Origin of the sequence: Clostridium sp. AF34-10BH, from assembly GCF_003478095.1 — a bacterium.
GTDB classification, from domain to species: domain Bacteria; phylum Bacillota; class Clostridia; order Lachnospirales; family Lachnospiraceae; genus Acetatifactor; species Acetatifactor acetigignens.
This window is the reverse complement of sequence record NZ_QUEC01000002.1, coordinates 152,212-174,424: the sequence shown is the minus strand read 5'-3', so window position 1 is coordinate 174,424 and position 22,213 is coordinate 152,212. Positions and strand designations below refer to the sequence as shown.

The following is a 22,213-nucleotide window of genomic DNA, read 5'->3' as shown; positions in this document are numbered from 1 at the left end:
TACCCAGCTTTTTTGGAAATGGAGAGCAAGTATGATCAAAATAGGAATGATGATCGGCGATCGCTATGAGATCCTGGAAAAAATCGGAACCGGCGGTATGTCAGATGTCTATAAAGCAAAATGTCACAAGCTGAATCGCTATGTGGCGATCAAGGTATTGAAGCAGGAATTCAGCGAAAATGCTAATTTTGTATCCAAATTCCGGATCGAGGCACAGGCGGCAGCAGGACTGATGCACCCCAATATTGTCAATGTCTATGATGTCGGGGAAGAGAACGGAATCTATTATATCGTCATGGAACTGGTAGAGGGTATTACCCTCAAAAAGTACATTGAGAAGAAGGCCAGACTGTCTTACAAGGAAGCGGTAAGTATCGCCATCCAGGTAAGCATGGGTATTGAGGCTGCACATAATAATCATATTATCCATCGGGATATCAAGCCGCAGAATATTATTATCTCCAAGGACGGCAAAGTCAAGGTGACAGACTTCGGTATTGCCAAGGCAGCTACCAGTAATACCATCACTTCTAATGTCATGGGAAGTGTACATTATACTTCTCCAGAGCAGGCCAGAGGTGGGTACAGTGATGAAAAGAGTGATATCTATTCGCTGGGCATCACCATGTTTGAGATGCTGACGGGAAGAGTGCCATTCAACGGGGAGACTACGGTTGCCATTGCCATCAAGCATATTCAGGAAGAGATGCCGTCTCCGAAGGAGTTCGTACCGGAGATCCCTTCCAGCGTAGCCAGTATTGTACTGAAATGTTGTCAGAAGTCTCCGGACCGCAGATACCAGAATATGGCAGAACTGATCGCAGATCTGAAACAGTCCCTGATCAATCCGGAGGAAGATTTCGTGGTGAACACCGATCCGGATATGGAAGGTGGTACCCGGATGATCTCCGATGAGGATATGGCGCAGATCAAACGTAAGGTTCCTTATCAGGGCAGCCGGGAATACGAAGAACCGGATCATGACGAGACCATGCGTCTGCGTTCCGATACGGAAGCCATGTATGAAAACGAAGAAGATGGCGAAGACGAAGATAATTACGACTACGACCCCAAGATGGAGCGTGTGACCACAATCCTGGCAATTGTAGCCGGTGTGGTGATCTGTATTATCCTGATCGTTCTGGCAGTGAAGATCTTCGGCGGCAAAAATGGAGGAAGCAGTGACTCTGATGCAGGACCGATCATTACGACCGAAGAGACGGATGCCACAGAAGTGGAAAAGGTCTCCATGCCGTATGTAACGGGCATGAAGGTAGAAGATGCAAAGAGCACCCTGACCAGTCTGGGAATCCTCACAGAGGTGACTTATGAGGAGTCCGACACGGTAGCGGAAGGTATTGTTATCAATACAGATGTCAGCGTGGGAGCACAGATCGATAAGGGCAGCAAGGTAACCCTGAAAGCCAGTGCAGGAACTCAGGGTGTGGAAGTACCCAATGTGGTGAATCTTACTTTTGATGAAGCCAATACACAGCTGGTAAGCAAGGGATTCCTGGTCAACAAGACAGAGAACTATTCCGATACGGTAGAGTCCGGCCGGGTGATTTCCCAGACCCCCTCCGAGGGCAACAAAGCACCAAAGGGCAGTGTGATCACTGTGACAGTAAGTCTGGGTAAGGAAGATACCAAGATCCGTGTGCCGAATCTGATCGGTCTGTCCGAGCAGGACGGCACGGTAGAAGCCATCGAGGCAGGACTGACCGTAGGCAGTGTGACCTATATCTACAGTGACGAAGTGGGAGAAGGCATGATCTGTTACCAGAGCTATTCCCATGGCTCCTATGTGGATCAGGGAACTTCCATTGATATCAAGGTCAGTCAGGGAGCTCAGAAGGTGACTTACAAGTGTAATGTCAGCATTGCGGCACCGACGACTTCGGAAGCACCCGGCTATGTATCGGGAATGGAAGTCAGCATCAAACTGGTGACGGATGACAATAACGTACTGCTGGATACCAAGACCAGCACTTTCCCGGTAGCTACCAATTTCAACGGTATGACTGCCTCCGGTGGTACGCTCACCATGACGTATCAGGTGACAAGCGAACCGACCACCACAACGAACCCGGATACCGGGGAGCAGGTGACGGTTCCCGGAACGACAGAAGACCGTTCCTTTACCAGAAGAGTTGAGTTCGTAAAGGAATAAGATCAAAGGCGGGAAGCTATGAAGGGCAAGATTATAAAAGGAATCGCCGGGTTCTATTACGTCCATGTAGCGGACGATGGCCATACAATGGGCACGGTGTACGAATGCAAGGCAAAAGGAGTCTTTCGCAAGGATCACAGAAAACCCCTGGTCGGGGATGACGTGGAGATGGATGTCCTGGATGAGGCACAGAAAAAAGGAAATATCAGGGAATTGCTTCCCAGACACAGTGAACTGATTCGTCCGGCGGTAGCTAATGTGGATCAGGCGCTGGTGATTTTTGCCATCACGAAGCCACAGCCGAATTTTAATCTGCTGGATCGTTTCCTGGTCATGATGCAGCAGCAGGACATTCCCTGCATTATCTGTTTTAACAAGCAGGATATTGACGAGGAAGGCAAAAAGGAAGATTATCGTGCCATTTACGAACAGGCGGGATTCCGTACGATCACGGTCAGCGCAGCCAGACAAGAAGGGATAGATACCATTCAGGAGCTGCTTCGTGGCAAGACCACTACGGTGGCGGGTCCCAGCGGTGTCGGTAAATCCTCTCTGGTAAACTGCCTGCAGTCCAGCACAGTGATGGAGACCGGCTCCATCAGTGAGAAGATCGAGCGGGGAAAGCATACTACCAGGCACTCCGAACTGATCTCCATTGCACAGGATACGTATATTCTGGATACCCCGGGATTTAGCTCTCTGGGGTTGTTTCGGTTGGAGAAGGAGCAGTTGGCGGAATTTTATCCGGAGTTTGCCCCTTTTGAAAAATATTGCAGATTCGGAGGCTGCTCCCATATCTCTGAGCCGGTATGCGGTATCAAGGCTGCTGTGGCAGAGGGAGAGATCCCGCAGATACGTTATGAGAACTACTGTCTGCTCTATGATGAACTGAAAAATCAGAGAAAATATTAATTATGAGTGAAGTGCAGAATAATCTAGGGGAAAAATTCAAAGAGACCATTGCGGAAGCGATGAAGACCGGAGATTTTCATGCGTTGAACACGCTGGTGACGGATACGGTCAACGATGCCTTGCGGGAGGCGGATTTCCAGGCAAATCTGTCCAGGGAAGCCACGGAAAAAAAGGTGTGGAATTCCCAGCGCAGCTGGCAGGATAAAAGGCGGGAGGAAGTCAAGACTGAGACAGAGATCCAGGCAGAACGGAAGCAGCGGGAAAAACAGCAGGAGGAGCGCCGCAGGCAGAACGAAGAATGGCACCGGCAGCGCAGAGAGCGGGAAAAGCAGTGGGAAGAACAACGGAAGGTTCAGGCAGAGCAGAACCGTGCACGGAATCAGGCACAGCCGGTGACACCCAGAAAAGCTACTGCGGCAGAAATGACTTCTCTGGTCAAAATGGAAAAGAAGGGAAACGTGTCCGGAACATTGTGCACTGTGTTCGGCGGGATCGGACTGGGGTTCAGCGGACTGGGACTTCTGGTACAGCTGTTACTGGCAGCTTTTCAGGCAGCATCTCTGAGTGCGGCGATCCTTCCGGGGGTATTGTCTCTGGTATTTTTAGAGATGATCTCTTATGGCAACGGACAGCGTAGAAGATTAAAACGCGCGGAGAAATATCTGGAACTGTGCGGCACCAAAATGTATGGTGTGATCAACGAAATGGCCCGCTATACCGGAAAAAGTGTCCGCTATGTCAGAAGGGATCTTCGTAAGATGTTAAAAGCCGGAATGTTTCCGGACGGACATCTGGATGATAAAGAGACCTGCTTTATGCTCAATAATGTGATCTACCGTCAGTATCTGGAGACGGAGAAAGCCTATCTGGAGCAGAAGAAGATCAGTGAGCAGGAGAAGGAACAGAATACAGCGGGCACCGATACACAGGATACGGATCAGAACCGCAGAGAGCAGGAACTGCACAGTATTGTGGCAGAAGGAATGGAATACATCCGTCATCTGCGGGATCTGAATGACAGGATCGAAGGAGAAGCTATCTCTGAGAAGCTGTACCGGCTGGAAAATCTGTTGAAGGAGATCTTTGACCGAGTGCAGGAGCATCCGGAGCAGATGCACCGGATGCATAAACTGATGGATTATTACCTGCCTACTATGTTGAAACTGGTGGAGCAGTATGCGGAATTTGACGAGATCAGCAGCCCGGGAGAAGATATTCTCGATGCTAAAAAAGAGATCGAAAAGACACTGGATATGATCAATCAGGCATTCGTTACATTGCTGAACAATCTGTTCCGGGATGCAGCCTTTGATGCGTCAGCGGATGCACAGGTATTGCAGACGATGTTGGCTAAGGAAGGGCTGACAGAATCGGATTTTGTAAGAGAAAAAAATGTATGACAGCAGGAAAGTAATGCTGATGGTAAATAAAAAATCATGAGAGAGTATGGAAAGGCGGGGTTATAAGTATGAATATGGATCTGGATGCAGCAACAAAAGAGGCACCTACCCTTACACTGGATCCCTTTGCGGAGGCAAAGGCAGAGATCGTGGAGAAGAAGCCGGAGGAACTGGTAGAGGAGCAGGCTGTTCCGGAGATGGAACTGACACCGGAAGAACAGAAAATGGTAGATGATTTTGCGGGACAGATCGATCTGACCAATACCCAGGCGGTATTGCAGTACGGTGCGGGGAGTCAGAAAAAGATCGCAGATTTCTCTGAGACAGCACTTAGCAATGTCCGGACCAAGGATATGGGCGAGGTTGGACAGCTGTTGACGGATGTAGTGGCACAGCTCAGGGATTTTGATACAGAGGAAGACAAGGGATTCTTCGGCTTGTTTAAAAAGAGCGGGGATAAGCTGAATAATCTGAAAGCAAAGTATGATAAAGCGGAAGTGAACATCAGCAAGATCTGTGATGCCATGGGAAATCATCAGGTGGTGCTGCTAAAAGATGTGGCGGTACTGGACAAGCTGTATCAGCTGAATCTGAATTATTTTAAAGAACTGTCCATGTACATTCTGGCAGGTAAAAAGAAACTGACACAGGCGAAAAACGTGGAACTGCCGGAACTTCTGGAAAAAGCACAGAAGAGCGGACTGCCGGAGGATACGCAGGCTGCGAAGGATTTTGCAGCAATGTGTGAGAGATTCGAGAAGAAGATCTATGATCTGGAACTTACCAGAGCCATTTCTCTGCAGATGGCACCCCAGATCCGACTGATCCAGTCCAATGATATCGCTATGTCCGAGAAGATCCAGTCCACACTGGTGAATACGATCCCTCTGTGGAAGAGCCAGATGGTCATTGCCATCGGTCTGGATCATGCCACCGATGCAGCCAAGGCACAGCGTGCAGTATCGGATATGACCAATGAACTGTTGAAGAAAAATGCAGAAGCACTGAAAGTGGCATCCGTGGAGACAGCGAAGGAATCTGAGAGAGGTATTGTGGATATCGAGACCCTCAAGACCACGAACCAGACACTGATGACCACACTGGATGAAGTCATGAAGATCCAGGAGGAAGGCCGTGCCAGAAGACAGAGCGCAGAGGAAGACTTACAGCGGATCGAAAATGAAATGCGGGATAAGCTTCTGGAGATGAGCCAGTCATCCCATACATGATTTTTACATAATTTTAAGCAGAGAAATCTTGACGAAACAACCAGAGGAAATTAAAATAAAATGTATGTAGGTTAATTAACGGAAGGAGCAGGAAACAAATGAAAAAACTGGAAGAAATGCTAAGGGAGAAACCGATTAAAAATAAGCTTTCTTTTGTGTTCCGCATTATGGACGTTTTATATGTGGTGCTGGCACTGGTGTCAGTTGTGGGATTGATACAGTCAAAAAACTATGTGGGAAGCGTAATTGTTGTGATCATAGTTGTATTAGCTATTGCATTTAATGCAGCTATGTCAAAGATGCTTGCCAAAATGTTGGTAGAGCCTATTGAAAGTCTGGTAGTGGCATCTGAGAAGATTGCTTCCGGTGACTTTGAGATCGGCACTCCTTATGAGTCCGAGGATGAGCTGGGACGCTTATCCGACAGTTTTGAGACCGCAGCCGGTATTTTGAAAAAGGTTGTATCAGATCTGCAGGATATTGTAGAGCATTTTGCTGAGGGTAATTTTGATGTACATAGCAACTGCCCCGATGCGTATGTAGGACAGCTCCGCAATGTACTGGATGAACTGGATGATATGGTGAACAAGGTCAGTGAGACTATGCACGGTATTCAGGGATCTTCCGAACAGGTGTCTGCCGGAAGCAATCAGCTGGCTGTCAGTGCACAGGATATTGCAGAAGGTGCTACCAGTCAGGCTGCAGCTGTTGAAGAACTGGTGGCTACCGTAGAAGAAGTAACGAATCAGGTAATGGAGAACACCAAGTCTACCGATATCGTTCACGATAAGGCAAAACAGGTAGGTATCGAGGCAGCCAACAGCCAGCAGAAGATGGATGAGCTGGTAGATGCCATGAAGAAAATCGATACCACGACCCAGAATATCGAGAAGATCATCGCAGATATCGAGAATATTGCATCCCAGACCAATCTGCTGTCTTTGAATGCTTCCATTGAGGCAGCAAGAGCAGGGGAAGCCGGAAGAGGTTTCGCAGTCGTGGCTGACCAGATCAGACAGCTGGCAGAAGAGAGTGCAAATTCCGCAGTAGAGTCTAAGAAGCTGATCGAAGAATCCATGAACGAAGTAGGAGTGGGTAACAGGGTTACCAGGGAGACCAACGAAGCAATGCAGAAGGTTATGACCGAACTGGATCAGATCATCCAGGAGGTTGCTAATATCCGTACTGCATCCGACAGACAGGCAGTATCTGTCAACAACATCAAGAAGGGTGTGGAGGACATCAACGATGTTATCCAGTCCAACTCCGCAGCAGCAGAGGAGACTTCCGCTACCAGCGAGGAGCTTTCCGCTTCCGCTACTACTTTGAACGAGTTGTTAGAGCACTTCAAACTGCGCGGTTAATCGGAGGATGTTTTCCCAAGATCGTAATAGAGAGAACAGAAGAACCATAGCTGAAACCACAGCTGTGGTTCTTTTCATATCGGAGGAGTAATGAGTAATAAGGAAATGCTTCATAGAAAACAATATGGGATAGCGGCGGTAGTGGCCGGTCTGGCGCTTGCAGTAAGTATGACAGCCTGTGGTGCACAGAAAGGGACTGAGGGGACGGAGAGCGTGGAAACTATGGAAAACGTGGATCCTGTGGTTCCCGAGAGCGTAGTAGCATCCGCGGAGACAACAGAAAATGAGAAAAACGCAGAGGAATTCGGTAGAGAAACGCTGGCGGAAACGTCTGTGCCGCAAGGGGCGGCGAATAGTGCAGGACATGAAATGGTGACTTCGGGGACCGACAAAGTTCCTGGGGGAGAGGTTGCGGTGTCGCAAAGCGGTATGCCGACAGAGGCCGCAGGCAGTCAGACAGAAACGGTAGCCGGTCAGCCGGAGGCTATACAGAACCAGCCGGTGGAATATACCGACTTACAACAGATCACTCTGGATCCGGACTGGGAATATGCGGATCATTCGAAGATCAATACCGGGGCGGCGGTATTGTACCGGGCACCGGAGGAGTGTGGACGAAAGGGAATCATTATCGGAGTGAATGCGGGACATGGCACCGCCGGTGGGGCCAAAGTAAAGACGTTGTGCCATCCGGACGGTTCGGCCAAGACTACGGGAGGCAGTACGGCAGCGGGAGCTACAGAAGCTGCGGCAGTGTCCGGAGGCATGACATTTCAGGACGGGACACCGGAGCGAACGGTTACTTTGCAGATGGCACAGATCCTGCGGGACAAACTGTTGGCCTCTGGCTATGATGTACTGATGCTCAGGGACGGAGAGGATGTGCAGTTGGACAATGTGGCCAGGACCGTGATCTGCAATAACGTGGCAGACTGCCATATTGCACTGCACTGGGACAGCGGTGACAGCAAGAATTACGACAAGGGATGCTTTTACATCTCTGTGCCGGAAGTACTGAAGAGTATGGAACCGGTGGCATCCCACTGGCAGCAGCACGATGCTCTGGGAGCGGATCTGGTGGAAGGGCTGCGGGGACAGGGAGTAACGATCTATGGAAAAGGAAACATGAGCATTGACCTGACCCAGACTTCTTATAGTACGATCCCTTCCGTGGATATGGAACTGGGAAATGCATATTCCGATCACAGCGATGCTATACTGGATCAACTGGCGGAAGGATTACTGCAGGGGATTAACGTTTATTTTCAACAGCAGTAAGATTGGTTAGAGCGGCAATGCATTGATCGGAGATGGACTTCAAAAGAAATCCCAGCACTGCCATCAGCAGCAATTCAACGAGAAACAAACCTAAAACACCCACCATACCGCGCATATAGGGAATAGCCCTCGGAGTGATAAAATAGATAATGATATGGTGGACCAGAAATACTTCATAAGAGTAGTTACTTATCGTACGGAGAAATCGGCCGTTTCCTTTTTCGAGAACCGGTTCTAGGCATGCAGCGGAAATCCAGAAGGCAACGGCCAGTATCGTTATTTTCAAACCGGTGCTGATGGGAAGTGCAAAAGGGCACAGAACAAAGAAAATCACCACCGGCAGGGATAAGAAAATCCATTTAGGATTGAATTTTTCATGATAATAACCAATCATCATACCGATTACGAACTCGTAGCCCTTCAGGAAGAAGTTCATATGGATGGGGACGGAGAAATCGTAATGAAATAAAACAATCAAATAAATCCCGGTAGCGATGATAAAAAAGAACTTTTCATTTTTTATCATAAAAAATCGAAGCAATGGAAAGATCAGATACAACAGAATAAGACATCCCAGAAACCATTCTCCGATGGTAAGGGAAAAGGTGCTGATCCCGTGCATGCTGACCCAGGAATCCATTCCAAGAAAAGTAAAAACAATTCTCCACGCAGGAATTCCTTCAGGAAAAATATTGTGGACGGAATGGCTCTGGAAAAGGAGAAACAGGAAATAAACAATGTAAAGAATATAAAAGGGAATCAGGATGCGCAGAAATCTTTTCTTATAATATTTTGCGAGGCTGAAGTTCTCCTTCGCGGTATAGGAGAGACTGGCACCGGATAACATGAAAAATACAGCAACACCCAGGGTTGCCAGATGCATATTGCTGTTGGAAAACAGAGGATTGAGTCTCTCTACAGGACAGATTCCGGAGAGATAGAGCTGAAAGAGCAGATGATAAAAAATAATGAAGCAAAAGCAGGTACATCTAAGCAAATCAAAATAATGTATTCTTTTCATTAATTTTTCCTCTTTGGTTTATGATATTGCATATTATAGCATATTTTTATTTCGAAAGAAAAGTATTTAGGTGTTTGAAAAAAACACATATTATGCTATAATTTTAGATTATATTGTTCAACTAATAAACAGAAAGGCAAAAATTCCGTTTATAGAGGGATTTTTGAACGGGTAAAGATAAAATGAAGCTGGGTATCGTAGGTCTTCCCAACGTGGGAAAGAGCACACTTTTCAATTCCCTGACCAAGGCGGGAGCAGAATCCGCCAACTATCCCTTCTGTACCATCGACCCTAACGTGGGTGTGGTAACAGTTCCGGATGACAGACTGAAAGCACTGGGCGAGATGTATCATTCCAAGAAGGTAACTCCCGCAGTGATCGAATTCGTGGATATCGCAGGTCTGGTAAAGGGTGCCTCCAAGGGTGAGGGACTGGGCAACCAGTTCTTAAGCAATATCCGTGAAGTGGATGCTATCGTACATGTGGTAAGATGTTTCGAGGATCCTAATGTCATCCATGTGGACGGCAGCGTGAACCCTCTGCGTGATATCGAGACCATCAATCTGGAGCTGATCTTCGCAGATCTGGAAGTACTGGAGAGAAGACTGTCCAAGGTAGTCAAGGCAGCCAGAATGGACAAGACCTATGCCAAGGAGCTGGCACTGCTTGAGCGTATCAAGGAGCATCTGGAGAGCGGTAAGATGGCAAAGAGCCTGGATGTTACCGATGAGGATGAACTGGCTCTGTTAAAGGAATACAATCTGTTGACTTATAAGCCTGTGATCTATGCAGCCAATGTAGCCGAGGATGATCTGGCAGATGACGGCGCATCCAATGAGATGGTGGCAAAAGTAAGAGAGTTCGCAGCCGGTGAACACAGTGAGGTATTCGTGATCTGTGCACAGATCGAGGAAGAGATCTCCGAGCTGGATGATGATGAGAAGGCAATGTTCTTAGACGATCTGGGATTAAAGGAATCCGGTCTGGAGAAACTGATTAAGGCAAGTTATCATATCTTAGGTCTGATGAGCTTCCTGACTGCAGGAGAGGATGAGACCAGAGCATGGACCATCAAGATTGGCACCAAGGCACCTCAGGCAGCCGGCAAGATCCACTCCGATTTCGAGAGAGGCTTCATCAAGGCAGAAGTAGTAAACTACAAGGATCTGCTGGAGCAGGGCTCTCTGGCCGCTGCCCGTGAAAAGGGTCTGGTCGGCATGGAAGGTAAGGATTATGTAGTGCAGGACGGCGATGTGATCCTATTTAGATTCAACGTGTAATACTAAGATCCGCAATAGACAGATTACGAGACTGCTTGCAGGCAGAGTAATCTGTCTATTAGCGGATCAAACATACATGAGCAAGTAGGGCGATAGCCCGGAATGCGAATGTATGTGCCGGATTCGGGAGCGCAGAGCGCGGAGAAGCCGGTTAGTATGGAGCCATGAGCAAGTAGGGCGATAGCCCGGAATGCGAATGTATGTGCCGGATTCGGGAGCGCAGAGCGCGGAGAAGCCGGTTAGTATGGAGCCATGAGCAAGTAGGGCGATAGCCCGGAATGCGAATGTATGTGCCGGATTCGGGAGCGCGAAGCGCGCAGAAGCCGGATAGTACCAAGAAAGGAAATAAATATTATGATGAATGCAGGAGATATTGCATTTCCCCATTTAGGCATTTACCTGGAGAATGTTCCCAGAAGCTTTTCCGTATTCGGTTTCGAAATCGCCTTTTACGGCCTGATCATCGGAATCGGGGTACTGGCAGGCATTCTGATGGCGGTGCATCAGGCAAAGGTGACAGGAGAAAATCCGGATACGATCTGGGATTTCGCCATTTATGCCGTGATCTTTTCCGTGATCGGAGCCAGAATCTATTACGTGGTCTTTGCCTGGGACTATTACAAGGACAATCTGTTAAGCATTTTCAATACCCGTAACGGCGGTATGGCGATCTACGGCGGTGTGATCGGAGCATTCCTGACACTGCTCATTTATTGCAGGATCAAGAAGATCAACCCGTTCCGGCTGGGAGATCTGTGTGTGCCGGGGTTGATCCTGGGACAGATCATCGGCCGCTGGGGTAACTTTATGAACCGTGAAGTATTCGGGGAATATACGGACAGTTTTCTGGCCATGCGGCTTCCTATCGAAGCTGTGCGCAGCCGGGATATTTCTGAGAATGTAGCAGCTCACATTATCGATGGGACCAATTACATTCAGGTACATCCCACTTTCCTCTACGAGAGCCTGTGGAATCTGATGATCCTGATCATTATGCTGGTGTACCGCAAGCACAAAAAGTTTGAGGGTGAGATCTGTCTGCTGTACTTCGGAGGCTATGGTCTTGGCAGATTCTGGATCGAAGGTATCCGGACAGATACCCTGTTTATCCCCGGAACGACCCTCGCCGTATCACAGGTATTATCCTTGTGCATGGTGATCTTCGCAGTGGTGACGGACGTTGTGGTACGTATCCGCCTGGAAAAACAGCCGAAAGTGGAAAAATATTAAAAATTTTTAAAAATTTATTAAGAATATCGAAACAGGAGCAAATACATAGATATTGTGTTTGCTCTTATTTTTATACCAGATATAGTAGTAAAAGGCGCCTTTGTCGTAGGACAGGGCGCTTTTTTGCGTGGTGCTGTCGAAAAAAGCTACTTGATTTCTCTTGTAAAATACCCTATTTTAGTATAAAATCATAATAAAAGTGGGAGAAAGTGGAGGCAAGTGCCACAAAGTGGTAGATTTTTAGAAAAATGACCTCCTTTTCGTGGCAGTCCCCTTTTGGATGAATGGTGGTGAGTGCGATGTTTATGAGCGAGTACAACCATACGTTAGATACGAAAGGCAGGTTGATTATTCCGGCAAAATTCCGAGAAGTCTTAGGAGAGGAATTTGTGGTTTCCAAAGGAATGGATGGCTGCTTATTTGTGTATGCCAACGATGACTGGAACGCTTTTGAACAGAAGCTGACTTCATTACCTCTGATCAATAAAGAAGCAAGACAATTCGCCCGTTTCTTCCTGGCCGGTGCAGCTACGGTAGAAGTGGACAAGCAGGGAAGAATCCTGTTGCCGGCAGCACTCAGAGAGTTCGCTGGACTGGAAAAGGACGTGGTACTGGTCGGCGTCGGCAGCCGTGTGGAGATCTGGAGCAAGGATAAATGGGAGAATATGAACTCCGATACCGATATGGATGAGATCACCAGCGCCATGGAAGGACTGGGACTGACCATTTAACGGGTGAAAAACGTGACCGAGAAAGGATGACCGTCGTGGAATTCAATCATTATTCTGTGATGCTGCATGAGACCATTGAACAACTGAATATTAACCCGGACGGCATCTATGTGGACGGAACTTTAGGTGGAGGAGGACATGCCTACGAAGTATGCAGCCGCCTGAAAAACGGACATTTCTACGGTATTGATCAGGATGATGCAGCAATCGCGGCAGCATCCGCAAGATTGCAGCCGTTTGGAGATAAAGTGACCGTGATCCGCAACAATTATGTAAATGCAGTGGAGGCTCTCAGAGAATATGGTGTCACCGGCGTGGACGGAATCGTGCTGGATCTGGGAGTATCTTCCTATCAGCTGGATACCGAAGACCGAGGATTTTCCTATCGGTTTGATGCCCCTCTTGACATGCGGATGGATCGCAGGCAGACCCTGACAGCGAGAGATATCGTCAACAATTATTCCGAGATGGAACTGTATCACATCATCCGGGATTACGGTGAAGATCCTTTTGCCAAGAATATAGCGAAACACATTGTGAAAAACAGGGCAGACAAGCCCATTGAGACCACCTTTGAATTAAATGAGATCATCAAAGCCGCAGTCCCGGCAAAGATGCGACAGAACGGACATCCTTCGAAGCAGACTTTCCAGGCAATCCGTATCGAATGTAATCAGGAACTGGAAGTACTGAAAAAGGCGCTGGACGAGCTGATCGATCTGCTGAATCCCGGCGGAAGGTTCTGCATTATTACCTTCCATTCCCTGGAGGACCGGATCGTGAAGAACGCATTCCGCAGGAATGAGAATCCCTGCACCTGTCCGCCGGAATTTCCGGTGTGCGTATGCGGTAAGGTCTCCAAGGGAAAGGTGATCACCAGAAAACCCATTCTTCCCAGTGTGGAAGAACTGGAAGTAAACAGCAGATCCAAGAGTGCAAAGCTCAGGGTATTTGAGAAAAAATAAAAGACTTTAGTAGTGAAAGCGGGGAGAAAGAGTATGGCACAGAGAAGAAGAGTAAGCAATACTCCTTACATATATGATAATACAGCAAGAGACTTACAGATCCGCAGGCAGATGGAGGAGCCTCGGAGACAGATGTCTCATGAGACGAGAAAAAACAGAGAAAAAGCAAGACATATGAGCATCGGCTACGTCACCTTTCTGATGGGAGCATTGATTGCCTGTGCCTTCTGTCTGGTAAATTATATCCAGATGCAGTCGGAGCTGACCACCAAGATCACTGAGGTGTCCAGAATGGAGAGTGAACTGAACTCTCTGAAGCTGTCAAACGATGAAGAGTACAGCCGGATTACCAGCAATATCAATCTGGAAGAAGTCAAGAGAATTGCCATCGGCGAACTTGGAATGACCTATGCTGCCGAAGGACAGGTAATCACCTACGCAAACAGCAGCAACGACTATATGCGTCAGGCGGATACCAGCCAGAACTAAGTCTGGGAGGCAGAAAGCGTGAAGGAACAGAAGCCTAAGAAATTTTCCATAAAGATGCAGAAAAAACTTTTATGCCTGTATGCCCTGATCATACTGGCATTTATTCTGCTGTCTGTCCGACTGTCCTGGATCGTGAAAGCGGATGGAGCAACCTACGAAAAACAGGTTTTGTCACAGCAGAAATACGACTCCGTGACATTGCCGTTCCGCCGTGGAGACATCGTGGATACCAAGGGAACAAAACTGGCAGTCAGCGAGAAGGTATATAATCTGGTCATTGATTCCTATGTAATGTTAAGCCGTGAGACTTATCTGGAACCGACGATGGAGGCGCTGTCCGCAAATTTCCCGGATCTGGATATGACGGCAGTGAGACAGTATGTGATCAGTCATCCGGATTCTTCCTGGTATGTCCCTCTCAGAAGGCTGACCTATGATCAGATCAGCGGTTTTCAGGCGGCAGCACTGGAGGACAGCAAGATCAAGGGCGTCTGGTTCCAGGAAGAATACAAGAGAGTCTATCCCAATGGTTCCCTGGCGGCGGACGTGATCGGATTCTCCAGATCGGACAACGAAGGACAGTACGGACTGGAAGAGTATTACAATGATGTGCTGAACGGAACCACCGGAAGAGAGTATGGATATCTGAATGATGATGCCAACCTGGAGCGGACCATCAAACCGGCCGTGGACGGCAATACGATACACAGTACCATTGATGCCAATATCCAGGGTATTGTGGAGAAATATCTGAAGCAGTTTAACGAGGAACATAAGGATGCGGTACATCCCGGTAACGGTGCGGAAAATGTGGGCTGCATCATTATGGAGGTTAATACCGGTAATATTCTGGCCATGGCAAGTTATCCGACCTATGACCTGAACGATACCAGGAATACGGACGCCCTTTTGGGATCCCGTAAGATCGAGATGGTGACCAATGCCAACGGTTATGATGTTCTGACCAAGACAGATACCTATTTTACGCAGGAAGACATTGATGCCTTAACGGATGACGAATTGCTGGACAACCTGAATTACCTGTGGAAGAACTATTGTATCTCCACTACTTACGAGCCGGGTTCCACAGCAAAACCGTTTACTGTGGCGGCAGCACTGGAGAGCGGTGCTATCACCGGCAACGAGCACTATCAGTGTAACGGATCTCTGGAAGTCGGCGGACATACGATCAAGTGTCACAGCTATCGTTCCGGCGGTGAAGGAGATGTATCCGTACAGGATTCCATTGCCTGGTCCTGCAACGTGGCGCTGATGAAGATTGCAGCTACTTTGGGAAAAGAAGAGTTTGCCAAATTCCAACAGACCTTTAACTTTGGATTAAAGACCAACGTGGATCTGGCAGGAGAAGCGAGAACCGCAAGCCTGTTGTTCCCAGTAGATCAGATGGGAAGCGCCGATCTGGCTACCAACAGTTTCGGACAGAACTTCAATGTAACAATGATCCAGATGATCACGGGATTCTGTTCCCTGATCAACGGCGGTTATTATTATGAGCCGCATATGGTGGATAAGATCACCAATTCTAACGGCGCAACAGTGGAAAACATCGAGCCCAGAGTACTGCGTCAGACCATTTCCGAGAGCACCTCGGCGAAGATCAGACAGTACTGCCGGGCTACCGTAATGGAAGAGGGTGGTGACCGCAGAACCGGTAGAACCGCAAGACCTGCAGGCTACGCCATCGGTGGCAAGACCGGTACCGCAGAGACCATTCCCCGTAAAAACGGTGAGTACGTCGTATCCTTTATGGGATATGCACCGGCGGATGATCCCCAGATCGCTATCTATGTGGTCGTGGATCGTGCCAATGCATCTCCGCAGGATGATGCGAAGTTCGCAACCGGTATTGTACGAAATGTTCTGACGGAAGTATTGCCGTACCTGAATATTTTCATGACCGAGGAGCTGTCTGAGAAGGAGATCCAGGAGCTGGCAGAAAAACAGATCGAGATCACCAATCAGTATACCCAGAAGCCCGAGGACGGTGAGGATCAGAATAATGGTGACGGAACCGGCGACGGACAGACCGGAGACGATCAGACGGGCAGTGGTGATGGAACCGGCGACGGTCAGGGCGGTGATGATTCAACACCTTCCGAGGATTGGAGAAATTATCCTGTGGATCCGGCCACCGGTTATCTGGTAAGCCCGATTGACGGTGGACTGATTGACCCTGTTACGGGAGCGGATGTCGGCGGCGATGATTCCCTGGGGGACAGCCCGGTCAACAATAATCTGCTGAACCAGCAGAATGAATAGTAAGGTAATCTGACGAATAGCCTCACAGCAAGAGCAATAAAATGTAAAAAGCTCTTGTTGTGAGGTTTTTTTATGGCAGATCATCAGAATCGTTTCTTTCATCGGAAGAAGATCATGACCATATTTTTCGTATGTGCGGCAGTGCTCTGCGGACTGTTGGGAAGACTATTGTATCTGATGGTATGGCGGGCGGAATATTATGAGGAAGCGGCCACAAGGCTGCACGAAAGAGAGCGCAGCATCAAGGCGGCGAGAGGACGGATTCTGGATCGCAACGGGGTCGTGCTGGCGGACAACAAGATGGTCTGTACGGTATCGGTGATCCACAATCAGATCGAGGAGCCGGAGCAGGTGATCGCCATACTGGTGAAGGAACTGGGAATCTCCGAGGAAGAGGCCAGAAAGCGGGTGGAGAAATATTCCTCCATCGAGCGGGTGAAAAGCAACGTGGATAAGACCGTGGGAGACCGGATCCGGGAATATGATCTGGCCGGGGTAAAAGTGGACGAAGATTACAAGAGATATTATCCTTACGGGGATCTGGCTAGCAAGGTGCTGGGTTTTACCGGAGGAGACAATCAGGGAATCATCGGACTGGAAGTGGTATATGAAGAGATCCTGCAGGGGGATCCGGGAATGATCCTGACGATCACGGACGCCAAGGGGATCGAGGTGGATACGGCAGGGGAGCGTCGGGTGGAACCGGTGCCGGGCATGGATCTTCGTATCAGCATCGACCGGAACATCCAGGAGTATGCTACACAGCTGGCGGCGCAGGCCTGTGCCACCAAGGAGGCGGACAGTGTTTATATAGTGGCTATGAATCCGCAGAACGGCGAGATCCTGGCTATGGTGAATTATCCGGAGTTTGATTTGAATGACCCTTATACCTTACCGGAGCTGACGGAAGTGAAGGAGGACGGCAGCGTTGTGGCGGTGGACCCGGACACACTGACGGCGGAACAGAAACAGGAAAAGCTGAATGCCATGTGGCGAAACGGCTGTATCAACGACACCTACGAACCGGGATCCACCTTCAAGATCATCACGGCCGCTGCGGGACTGGAGGCGGGAGTAGTGACCCCGGAAAGCACTTTTTCCTGTCCAGGATTTATCATCGTGGATGACCGCAGGATCCGTTGTCACAAGATCGCCGGGCATGGCAGCCAGACTTTTGTACAGTGCATGGAGAACAGTTGTAACCAGAGGGTCTGGATCTGATGCTGGGGTGCGAGTGGGGAGAAACAGGGAATTTCAAAACGGTGGTTTGTAATTTTGTGAATTAGGCGGTATAATAAATGAAAAGGAGAACGGCGAAGTATGGTTAGACTATATACCTCAGGCAAATATTTTAAAGACAACGAAATCATCATAGACAATGATTCTTTTTTTAATAACAATGTATCTGCAAAAAGCCTTTCCGAAAATTCTATTAAGGTCATGGAAGAAGTTGACCATGCAAAGCTATTGGATCAGAATATCGGGAAAATAGAAACTCCTTACGGCATTACTGGTATTCAGGACTTGTCAACGGGGTGCAAAACCATATTGAATTGCATTTTTCTGCAAGAGAACCAGAAGGTATATCCGACAGTCAGAGCGATTAATGCAACGGAATGCGGAAAGAATGCGTTAGAGCAGCTTTTCTGTTATATTGATAAGACTAATATGGACATAGGAATCGTCCTGGAGCATGAGGATGAAATATATGAATGCGGTAACAGAGAGTATTTGATCAACGATTCCGAAAGAATAACAGACTTACTTTTCATGGTGTAGTTTATGGGGAGGTAACATGCAACAGTGTTATGATTGGCAAAGCAATGTTTTGAAATTTACGGATGTAAACGGAAATAAATATAACTTAAAATTCCGGGGAAATAAGACCATAGTGCATGGGGATAGTGCAACGGGAAAATCTTTACTGTGCACTATGTTGAAAAGCTACATCAACGATAATAATAATGCCAGCTTTAAGCCGTATAATGCTGACAATATTTTTATTGTATCAAAGGATAATAAGGACAAGCTTTCCTTACAAAAGGGTAAGCTTATCATAATAGACAGAGCAGAGCTTATACTGGATGAACAGATGGTAGAAATTATCAATGCGGACAGAGGGGACAACAGATACCTGATATTTTTAAGAAAACCTATGGGAATCGAGTTGTCACCGAACTATTTCGGGACGTTGTGCAAGAAGGATGGGGAACTGCAGTTGGAATATGAGTGTTATGTACGGGGGTGGGCATAATTGTTGTATATCATTACAGAGGATTCAAATTCAGCCCGTGATTTCTGGCAATGTGTAGCCCAGACATTCAGATCTGTGGATTCCTTTCTGTTAGTATCATTTCCAATCGGGAGTGATGGACAGACTGCTTCGGGGAATACAACCTTAAAGGCGCAGGTGTTAAGCATATTTCCCAAATTGCAGGCAGGAGATAAAGTATTTGTAGCGGTTGACTGTGTGGCAAACAATACCAAAGGGTTTATTGCACATGACTTTGTGAAATGGGGAACCAGGCTGTGCATGAAAAAAGGCGCTGAGTTTGTTGCTACATCCTATTGGTGCTTTGAGGATCTGTACCTTTCCTATGACGAAGTCTTAGCGATGTACTTGAAGAACCCCGTGGCAGAAAATGTGGTCATTGCTGCATTACAGTATGTACATGATAATTTGCAAAATGGAACAGATTATTTTGATACCAGTCGCGAGATTCAGAACTTTATTGATTTACATAACAGCGCAGGAAAAAACAGAGAACACTTTGCAAACGAACTGCTGATGGAGGTAACAAGGGCATTAAAAGGGAACGGTCATTTTGCGATAACGAAATCAGTGGGAGCGTTCCGGAAATCGGCGGAATGTTGGTTGAGAGATTGCAGTGACATAAAAGAAAATATGGCACAACAGCAAGTGATAAATATATGCGATAAAAAGTGTGAATACTGCTGTAAAGATAAGGGTACCGTAGATAAGCTGATAGATTTAGACACAAGATCCATTTGCAAGGACAGCGGTTACCGGCTTCAGCAGATTTGAGAAGGTGGATACAGGGAAAGCAACCTATTCCTAGCGAGGGCGGTTGCTTTTTTTTTGATGTTTATTTTTTTTGAAATATACACCAAAATTGACAGGGTCAAAATTGGTTATTTTGTAGAGGGCATGAAGCTTCTACATCATCACTAATCACCTTATTAAATCTCTGGCTATTCTCGCCACTGCCAAAACATTTTCCCAGCGTTATTGTATTAAATGTAAGGAGGACAGAAAAGAAAATGTCCGAAACAAAATAGTAAATGCGAAACGCAGGAGGAAAAAATTATGTGCAGAAAATTAGTAGTAACCAACGAGATCTTTTTAGGAACAAGAGCAATCTGTTATGAAGCCTACAGCTTACCCAAGGGGGAAGTCGTGGAACTGACAGAGAAGCAGATCAAAGATGCCCTGAAAGGCATTACTACGGATGAGGTGTATGGTCTGGAGTTATCCGAAGCAGGGGAACTGGTAATGGATAAAAAGAACTTTTTCACCACCAACATGATGAAGAAAATCCACACCAACACTTTAATTCCCATGGTCGAGGAAGATTGTTTAGCCAACCTTTTCTATATTGTGATCGGTACACATAAGGAAAAGGGAAATACCATGTATGATGTGATTTCCTCACGATATGAGAGAACCAGCTTCACGGAGGAAAAAGTAAAAACGCTGTTGGATATGCATATCATCAGTGCCGGGGCGAAACTGGAAAATGGTGCGGTAGTGGTGGCATCTCTGGAAAAACCAACAGCACCTGTGGCGGATGGAAAACAGAAAGAGGATAAGGAGAAGTCGGACACCCTGTAATGGGGTGTCCGTTTCTTTTCGGAGGGCAGCAGTATGAAAGTATATGGATACACGAAAGATAAGCAAGGAATCATGGAAATAGAAAATTCTCTCAAGGCAGAGCAGGCGTTTGTCGGAGGTCTGATAGAATGTACGGCGTTGACAGAAGAGATGCTTTGGAGTATTTGACCAATACAAGACAGCTTGCCTAAATAACAATCATAAGATGTTAATAGATGAAATGAAAAAGGAGTTCGGACAAATGAAATTTGATGTAGTCATAGGTAACCCACCATATAATAAAGGAATGGACTTAGACTTTGTAGACCTAGGTTATAAAATATCGAACAAATATACAGTAATGATAACACCAGCTAAATGGCAAACCACAGCAGATGATTATAGTGGATGTGCAAGTAAAAATATCAATTATAAGCAGTTTCGTGAAATGTATGTACCACACATGAGTTATGTTTGCTTCTATCCACAAAGCATGGAGGTATTTGACATTTACCAAATAGATGGTAATTACAGGGAGTATCCTAAAGTTTGTGTAAACCTCCAAACTGATGTAAGATAAAATTACTCAGTTTGGAGGTTATTTTTATGGCAAGAAGAAAAGACAGCCCACAAAAAGCAGCAATGAGAGAAATGATGCGTGACTATCTGAAAAATAATGATATCAGCATCAAAGACGGCACCGATGTAAATAGCATCATGCGTGACATGATGTCTGTCCTTTTGGAAGGTGCTTTGGATGAAGAACTGGATGAGGAATTAGGATATTCCAAGTATGACTATCGAAACAAAGAAACAGACAATAGTAGAAATGGACATTCCAGCAAAACCATGCACACCAGTTATGGAGATATGGATGTGGCGATTCCAAGGGATCGTAACGGTGATTATGAACCACAGCTGATTAAAAAATATCAAAATACCGTAACTCAGGACATGGAAGAAAAAATACTTTCCATGTATGCCAAGGGAATGACAACTGGAGACATTGAATCCCACATGCGTGAATTATACGATATTGATATTTCTGACAGTACAATCAGCAGGATCACAGATAAAATCCTGCCGATTGTAAAAGAATGGCAGGAACGCCCTTTGGAAGAAGTGTATGCTGTAGTATTTATGGATGCAATCCACTATCACGTCCGCAGTGAAGGACGTATTGTAAAACGTGCGGTTTACATTGCCCTTGGTATCGATATGAATGGGAAAAAAGATGTTCTTGGAATGTATGTTGGAGAAAACGAAAGTGCAAAGTTCTGGCTTTCTATCATGAATGGATTAAAAAACAGAGGCGTTGAGGATATCCTAATTGCATGCGTTGATGGTTTAAATGGATTTCCACAGGCAATCGAGGCGGTTTATCCAAAAACAGAGATTCAGCAGTGTATCATTCACCAGATCCGCAATTCAACGAAGTTTGTCTCCTACAAAGATATCAAAAAACTGATGGCTGATCTGAAGCTTGTATATGCGGCTCCAACGGAAGAAACAGCTTTAAATGAGTTAGAATTATTCAAAGATAAATGGGATTCCAAGTACCCGAAAATCTATAAATCCTGGCATGATAACTGGGCAACACTGTCCACTTATTTCAAGTATCCAGAAGCTGTAAGACGTTTGATTTATACCACAAATGCCATTGAAGGATTCAACCGTCAGCTTCGGAAAGTGACCAAAAGCAAGACAGTTTTTCCGTCAGATGATAGCCTTTTAAAAATGCTGTATCTGGCAACTATGGATATCACGAAAAAATGGACCGGACACAGGCAGGACTGGGGGCAGATCCATTCCCAGCTGGAAATCTATTTTGAAGAACGTCTAATCGGACGCAACCTGTAAAAACAGCTTGCTTTAGGCAGGTTTTATTGACATACCCAAAAACTCCTGTATAATGCAGATATGGGCAGAATCCGGAAAATCGGCTCTGCCCATTTGTAACTATTCACAAATCTTATATCAGTTTTTAACGTTTACACAAAACTTGAAACGGTCTCGTATTACATGGTTTATT

The 22,213-nt window shown here is 46.7% G+C and carries 20 protein-coding genes and 1 pseudogene; 20 read left to right on the top strand and 1 reads right to left on the bottom strand.

From position 1 onward, the window contains the following. Positions 1-31: 31 nt before the first annotated feature. The 6 genes from pknB (at position 32) to DWZ61_RS02750 (ending at position 8,353) form a co-directional block, all read left to right on the top strand. On the top strand, positions 32-2,170 hold the full coding sequence (gene pknB / locus DWZ61_RS02775) for a Stk1 family PASTA domain-containing Ser/Thr kinase (protein WP_118537314.1): 2,139 nt from the start codon (positions 32-34) through the stop codon (positions 2,168-2,170). A gap of 18 nt (positions 2,171-2,188) precedes the next feature. Continuing rightward, entirely contained in the window at positions 2,189-3,082 is an 894-nt protein-coding gene (gene rsgA / locus DWZ61_RS02770; protein WP_118537313.1) for a ribosome small subunit-dependent GTPase A, read from the top strand. Between the two features lie 2 nt (positions 3,083-3,084). Beyond that, the gene (locus tag DWZ61_RS02765) at positions 3,085-4,482 is read left to right on the top strand and encodes a 5-bromo-4-chloroindolyl phosphate hydrolysis family protein (protein WP_118537312.1); all 1,398 of its coding nucleotides are present in this window, start codon (positions 3,085-3,087) and stop codon (positions 4,480-4,482) included. A gap of 68 nt (positions 4,483-4,550) precedes the next feature. Then, the gene (locus DWZ61_RS02760) at positions 4,551-5,711 is read left to right on the top strand and encodes a toxic anion resistance protein (RefSeq protein ID WP_118502567.1); all 1,161 of its coding nucleotides are present in this window, start codon (positions 4,551-4,553) and stop codon (positions 5,709-5,711) included. A gap of 98 nt (positions 5,712-5,809) precedes the next feature. Beyond that, the gene (locus tag DWZ61_RS02755) at positions 5,810-7,075 is read left to right on the top strand and encodes a HAMP domain-containing methyl-accepting chemotaxis protein (RefSeq protein ID WP_117464750.1); all 1,266 of its coding nucleotides are present in this window, start codon (positions 5,810-5,812) and stop codon (positions 7,073-7,075) included. Positions 7,076-7,165: 90 nt separating this feature from the next. Next, the gene (locus tag DWZ61_RS02750) at positions 7,166-8,353 is read left to right on the top strand and encodes an N-acetylmuramoyl-L-alanine amidase (protein ID WP_242993312.1); all 1,188 of its coding nucleotides are present in this window, start codon (positions 7,166-7,168) and stop codon (positions 8,351-8,353) included. Here the strand turns inward: DWZ61_RS02750 and DWZ61_RS02745 are convergent. Next, entirely contained in the window at positions 8,328-9,374 is a 1,047-nt protein-coding gene (locus tag DWZ61_RS02745; RefSeq protein ID WP_117464751.1) for an acyltransferase, read from the bottom strand. The genes DWZ61_RS02750 and DWZ61_RS02745 overlap by 26 nt on opposite strands. A 182-nt stretch (positions 9,375-9,556) precedes the next feature. Here DWZ61_RS02745 and ychF point away from each other — a divergent pair, with 182 nt between their 5' ends. From ychF to DWZ61_RS02680, 14 genes and pseudogenes are all read left to right on the top strand, one after another. After that, complete coding sequence (ychF, locus tag DWZ61_RS02740; protein ID WP_022312568.1) at positions 9,557-10,654, top strand: redox-regulated ATPase YchF; 1,098 nt, start codon at positions 9,557-9,559, stop codon at positions 10,652-10,654. 354 nt (positions 10,655-11,008) lie between these two features. Next, complete coding sequence (lgt, locus tag DWZ61_RS02735; RefSeq protein ID WP_117464752.1) at positions 11,009-11,884, top strand: prolipoprotein diacylglyceryl transferase; 876 nt, start codon at positions 11,009-11,011, stop codon at positions 11,882-11,884. Between the two features lie 299 nt (positions 11,885-12,183). Continuing rightward, positions 12,184-12,615, top strand: coding sequence for a division/cell wall cluster transcriptional repressor MraZ (gene mraZ, locus DWZ61_RS02730; protein ID WP_117464806.1), 432 nt, complete (start codon positions 12,184-12,186; stop codon positions 12,613-12,615). A 35-nt stretch (positions 12,616-12,650) separates the two neighbouring features. Beyond that, on the top strand, positions 12,651-13,580 hold the full coding sequence (gene rsmH / locus DWZ61_RS02725; RefSeq protein ID WP_117464807.1) for a 16S rRNA (cytosine(1402)-N(4))-methyltransferase RsmH: 930 nt from the start codon (positions 12,651-12,653) through the stop codon (positions 13,578-13,580). A 33-nt stretch (positions 13,581-13,613) separates the two neighbouring features. Then, complete coding sequence (locus DWZ61_RS02720; protein WP_117464753.1) at positions 13,614-14,069, top strand: cell division protein FtsL; 456 nt, start codon at positions 13,614-13,616, stop codon at positions 14,067-14,069. A gap of 18 nt (positions 14,070-14,087) precedes the next feature. Beyond that, entirely contained in the window at positions 14,088-16,349 is a 2,262-nt protein-coding gene (locus DWZ61_RS02715; protein WP_243026333.1) for a penicillin-binding protein 2, read from the top strand. Positions 16,350-16,463: 114 nt separating this feature from the next. Further along, positions 16,464-17,589 (top strand): annotated as a pseudogene (locus tag DWZ61_RS02710) (penicillin-binding transpeptidase domain-containing protein); the annotation flags it as partial. 80 nt (positions 17,590-17,669) lie between these two features. Next, the gene (locus DWZ61_RS02705) at positions 17,670-18,128 is read left to right on the top strand and encodes a hypothetical protein (protein ID WP_022312575.1); all 459 of its coding nucleotides are present in this window, start codon (positions 17,670-17,672) and stop codon (positions 18,126-18,128) included. Between the two features lie 16 nt (positions 18,129-18,144). Continuing rightward, positions 18,145-18,603: a hypothetical protein gene (locus tag DWZ61_RS02700; RefSeq protein ID WP_022312576.1), complete on the top strand. Its 459-nt coding sequence runs from the start codon at positions 18,145-18,147 to the stop codon at positions 18,601-18,603. Positions 18,604-18,759: 156 nt separating this feature from the next. Further along, the gene (locus DWZ61_RS02695; RefSeq protein ID WP_145985598.1) at positions 18,760-19,395 is read left to right on the top strand and encodes a hypothetical protein; all 636 of its coding nucleotides are present in this window, start codon (positions 18,760-18,762) and stop codon (positions 19,393-19,395) included. A gap of 282 nt (positions 19,396-19,677) precedes the next feature. Next, the gene (locus DWZ61_RS02690) at positions 19,678-20,202 is read left to right on the top strand and encodes a hypothetical protein (RefSeq protein ID WP_022312578.1); all 525 of its coding nucleotides are present in this window, start codon (positions 19,678-19,680) and stop codon (positions 20,200-20,202) included. A gap of 33 nt (positions 20,203-20,235) precedes the next feature. Further along, positions 20,236-20,370: a DUF3846 domain-containing protein gene (locus DWZ61_RS20045; protein WP_243026332.1), complete on the top strand. Its 135-nt coding sequence runs from the start codon at positions 20,236-20,238 to the stop codon at positions 20,368-20,370. Between the two features lie 73 nt (positions 20,371-20,443). Then, a complete protein-coding gene (locus DWZ61_RS02685; RefSeq protein ID WP_182426967.1) occupies positions 20,444-20,761 on the top strand; it encodes an Eco57I restriction-modification methylase domain-containing protein in 318 nt (105 codons plus the stop codon). Positions 20,762-20,823: 62 nt separating this feature from the next. Then, the gene (locus tag DWZ61_RS02680; RefSeq protein WP_172594840.1) at positions 20,824-22,041 is read left to right on the top strand and encodes an IS256 family transposase; all 1,218 of its coding nucleotides are present in this window, start codon (positions 20,824-20,826) and stop codon (positions 22,039-22,041) included. Positions 22,042-22,213: the final 172 nt, after the last annotated feature.

Coding starts and splice junctions, on each gene's coding strand:
- DWZ61_RS02750 (WP_242993312.1), top strand. CDS start 7,166: ATGAGTAATAAGGAAATGCTTCATAGAAAACAATATGGGATAGCGGCG.
- rsgA (WP_118537313.1), top strand. CDS start 2,189: ATGAAGGGCAAGATTATAAAAGGAATCGCCGGGTTCTATTACGTCCAT.
- DWZ61_RS02720 (WP_117464753.1), top strand. CDS start 13,614: ATGGCACAGAGAAGAAGAGTAAGCAATACTCCTTACATATATGATAAT.
- DWZ61_RS02690 (WP_022312578.1), top strand. CDS start 19,678: ATGTGCAGAAAATTAGTAGTAACCAACGAGATCTTTTTAGGAACAAGA.
- DWZ61_RS02755 (WP_117464750.1), top strand. CDS start 5,810: ATGAAAAAACTGGAAGAAATGCTAAGGGAGAAACCGATTAAAAATAAG.
- DWZ61_RS02705 (WP_022312575.1), top strand. CDS start 17,670: ATGGTTAGACTATATACCTCAGGCAAATATTTTAAAGACAACGAAATC.
- DWZ61_RS02685 (WP_182426967.1), top strand. CDS start 20,444: ATGAAATTTGATGTAGTCATAGGTAACCCACCATATAATAAAGGAATG.
- ychF (WP_022312568.1), top strand. CDS start 9,557: ATGAAGCTGGGTATCGTAGGTCTTCCCAACGTGGGAAAGAGCACACTT.
- DWZ61_RS02700 (WP_022312576.1), top strand. CDS start 18,145: ATGCAACAGTGTTATGATTGGCAAAGCAATGTTTTGAAATTTACGGAT.
- DWZ61_RS02745 (WP_117464751.1), bottom strand. CDS start 9,374: ATGAAAAGAATACATTATTTTGATTTGCTTAGATGTACCTGCTTTTGC.
- DWZ61_RS02760 (WP_118502567.1), top strand. CDS start 4,551: ATGAATATGGATCTGGATGCAGCAACAAAAGAGGCACCTACCCTTACA.
- mraZ (WP_117464806.1), top strand. CDS start 12,184: ATGTTTATGAGCGAGTACAACCATACGTTAGATACGAAAGGCAGGTTG.
- pknB (WP_118537314.1), top strand. CDS start 32: ATGATCAAAATAGGAATGATGATCGGCGATCGCTATGAGATCCTGGAA.
- DWZ61_RS20045 (WP_243026332.1), top strand. CDS start 20,236: ATGAAAGTATATGGATACACGAAAGATAAGCAAGGAATCATGGAAATA.
- lgt (WP_117464752.1), top strand. CDS start 11,009: ATGATGAATGCAGGAGATATTGCATTTCCCCATTTAGGCATTTACCTG.
- DWZ61_RS02765 (WP_118537312.1), top strand. CDS start 3,085: ATGAGTGAAGTGCAGAATAATCTAGGGGAAAAATTCAAAGAGACCATT.
- DWZ61_RS02680 (WP_172594840.1), top strand. CDS start 20,824: ATGAGAGAAATGATGCGTGACTATCTGAAAAATAATGATATCAGCATC.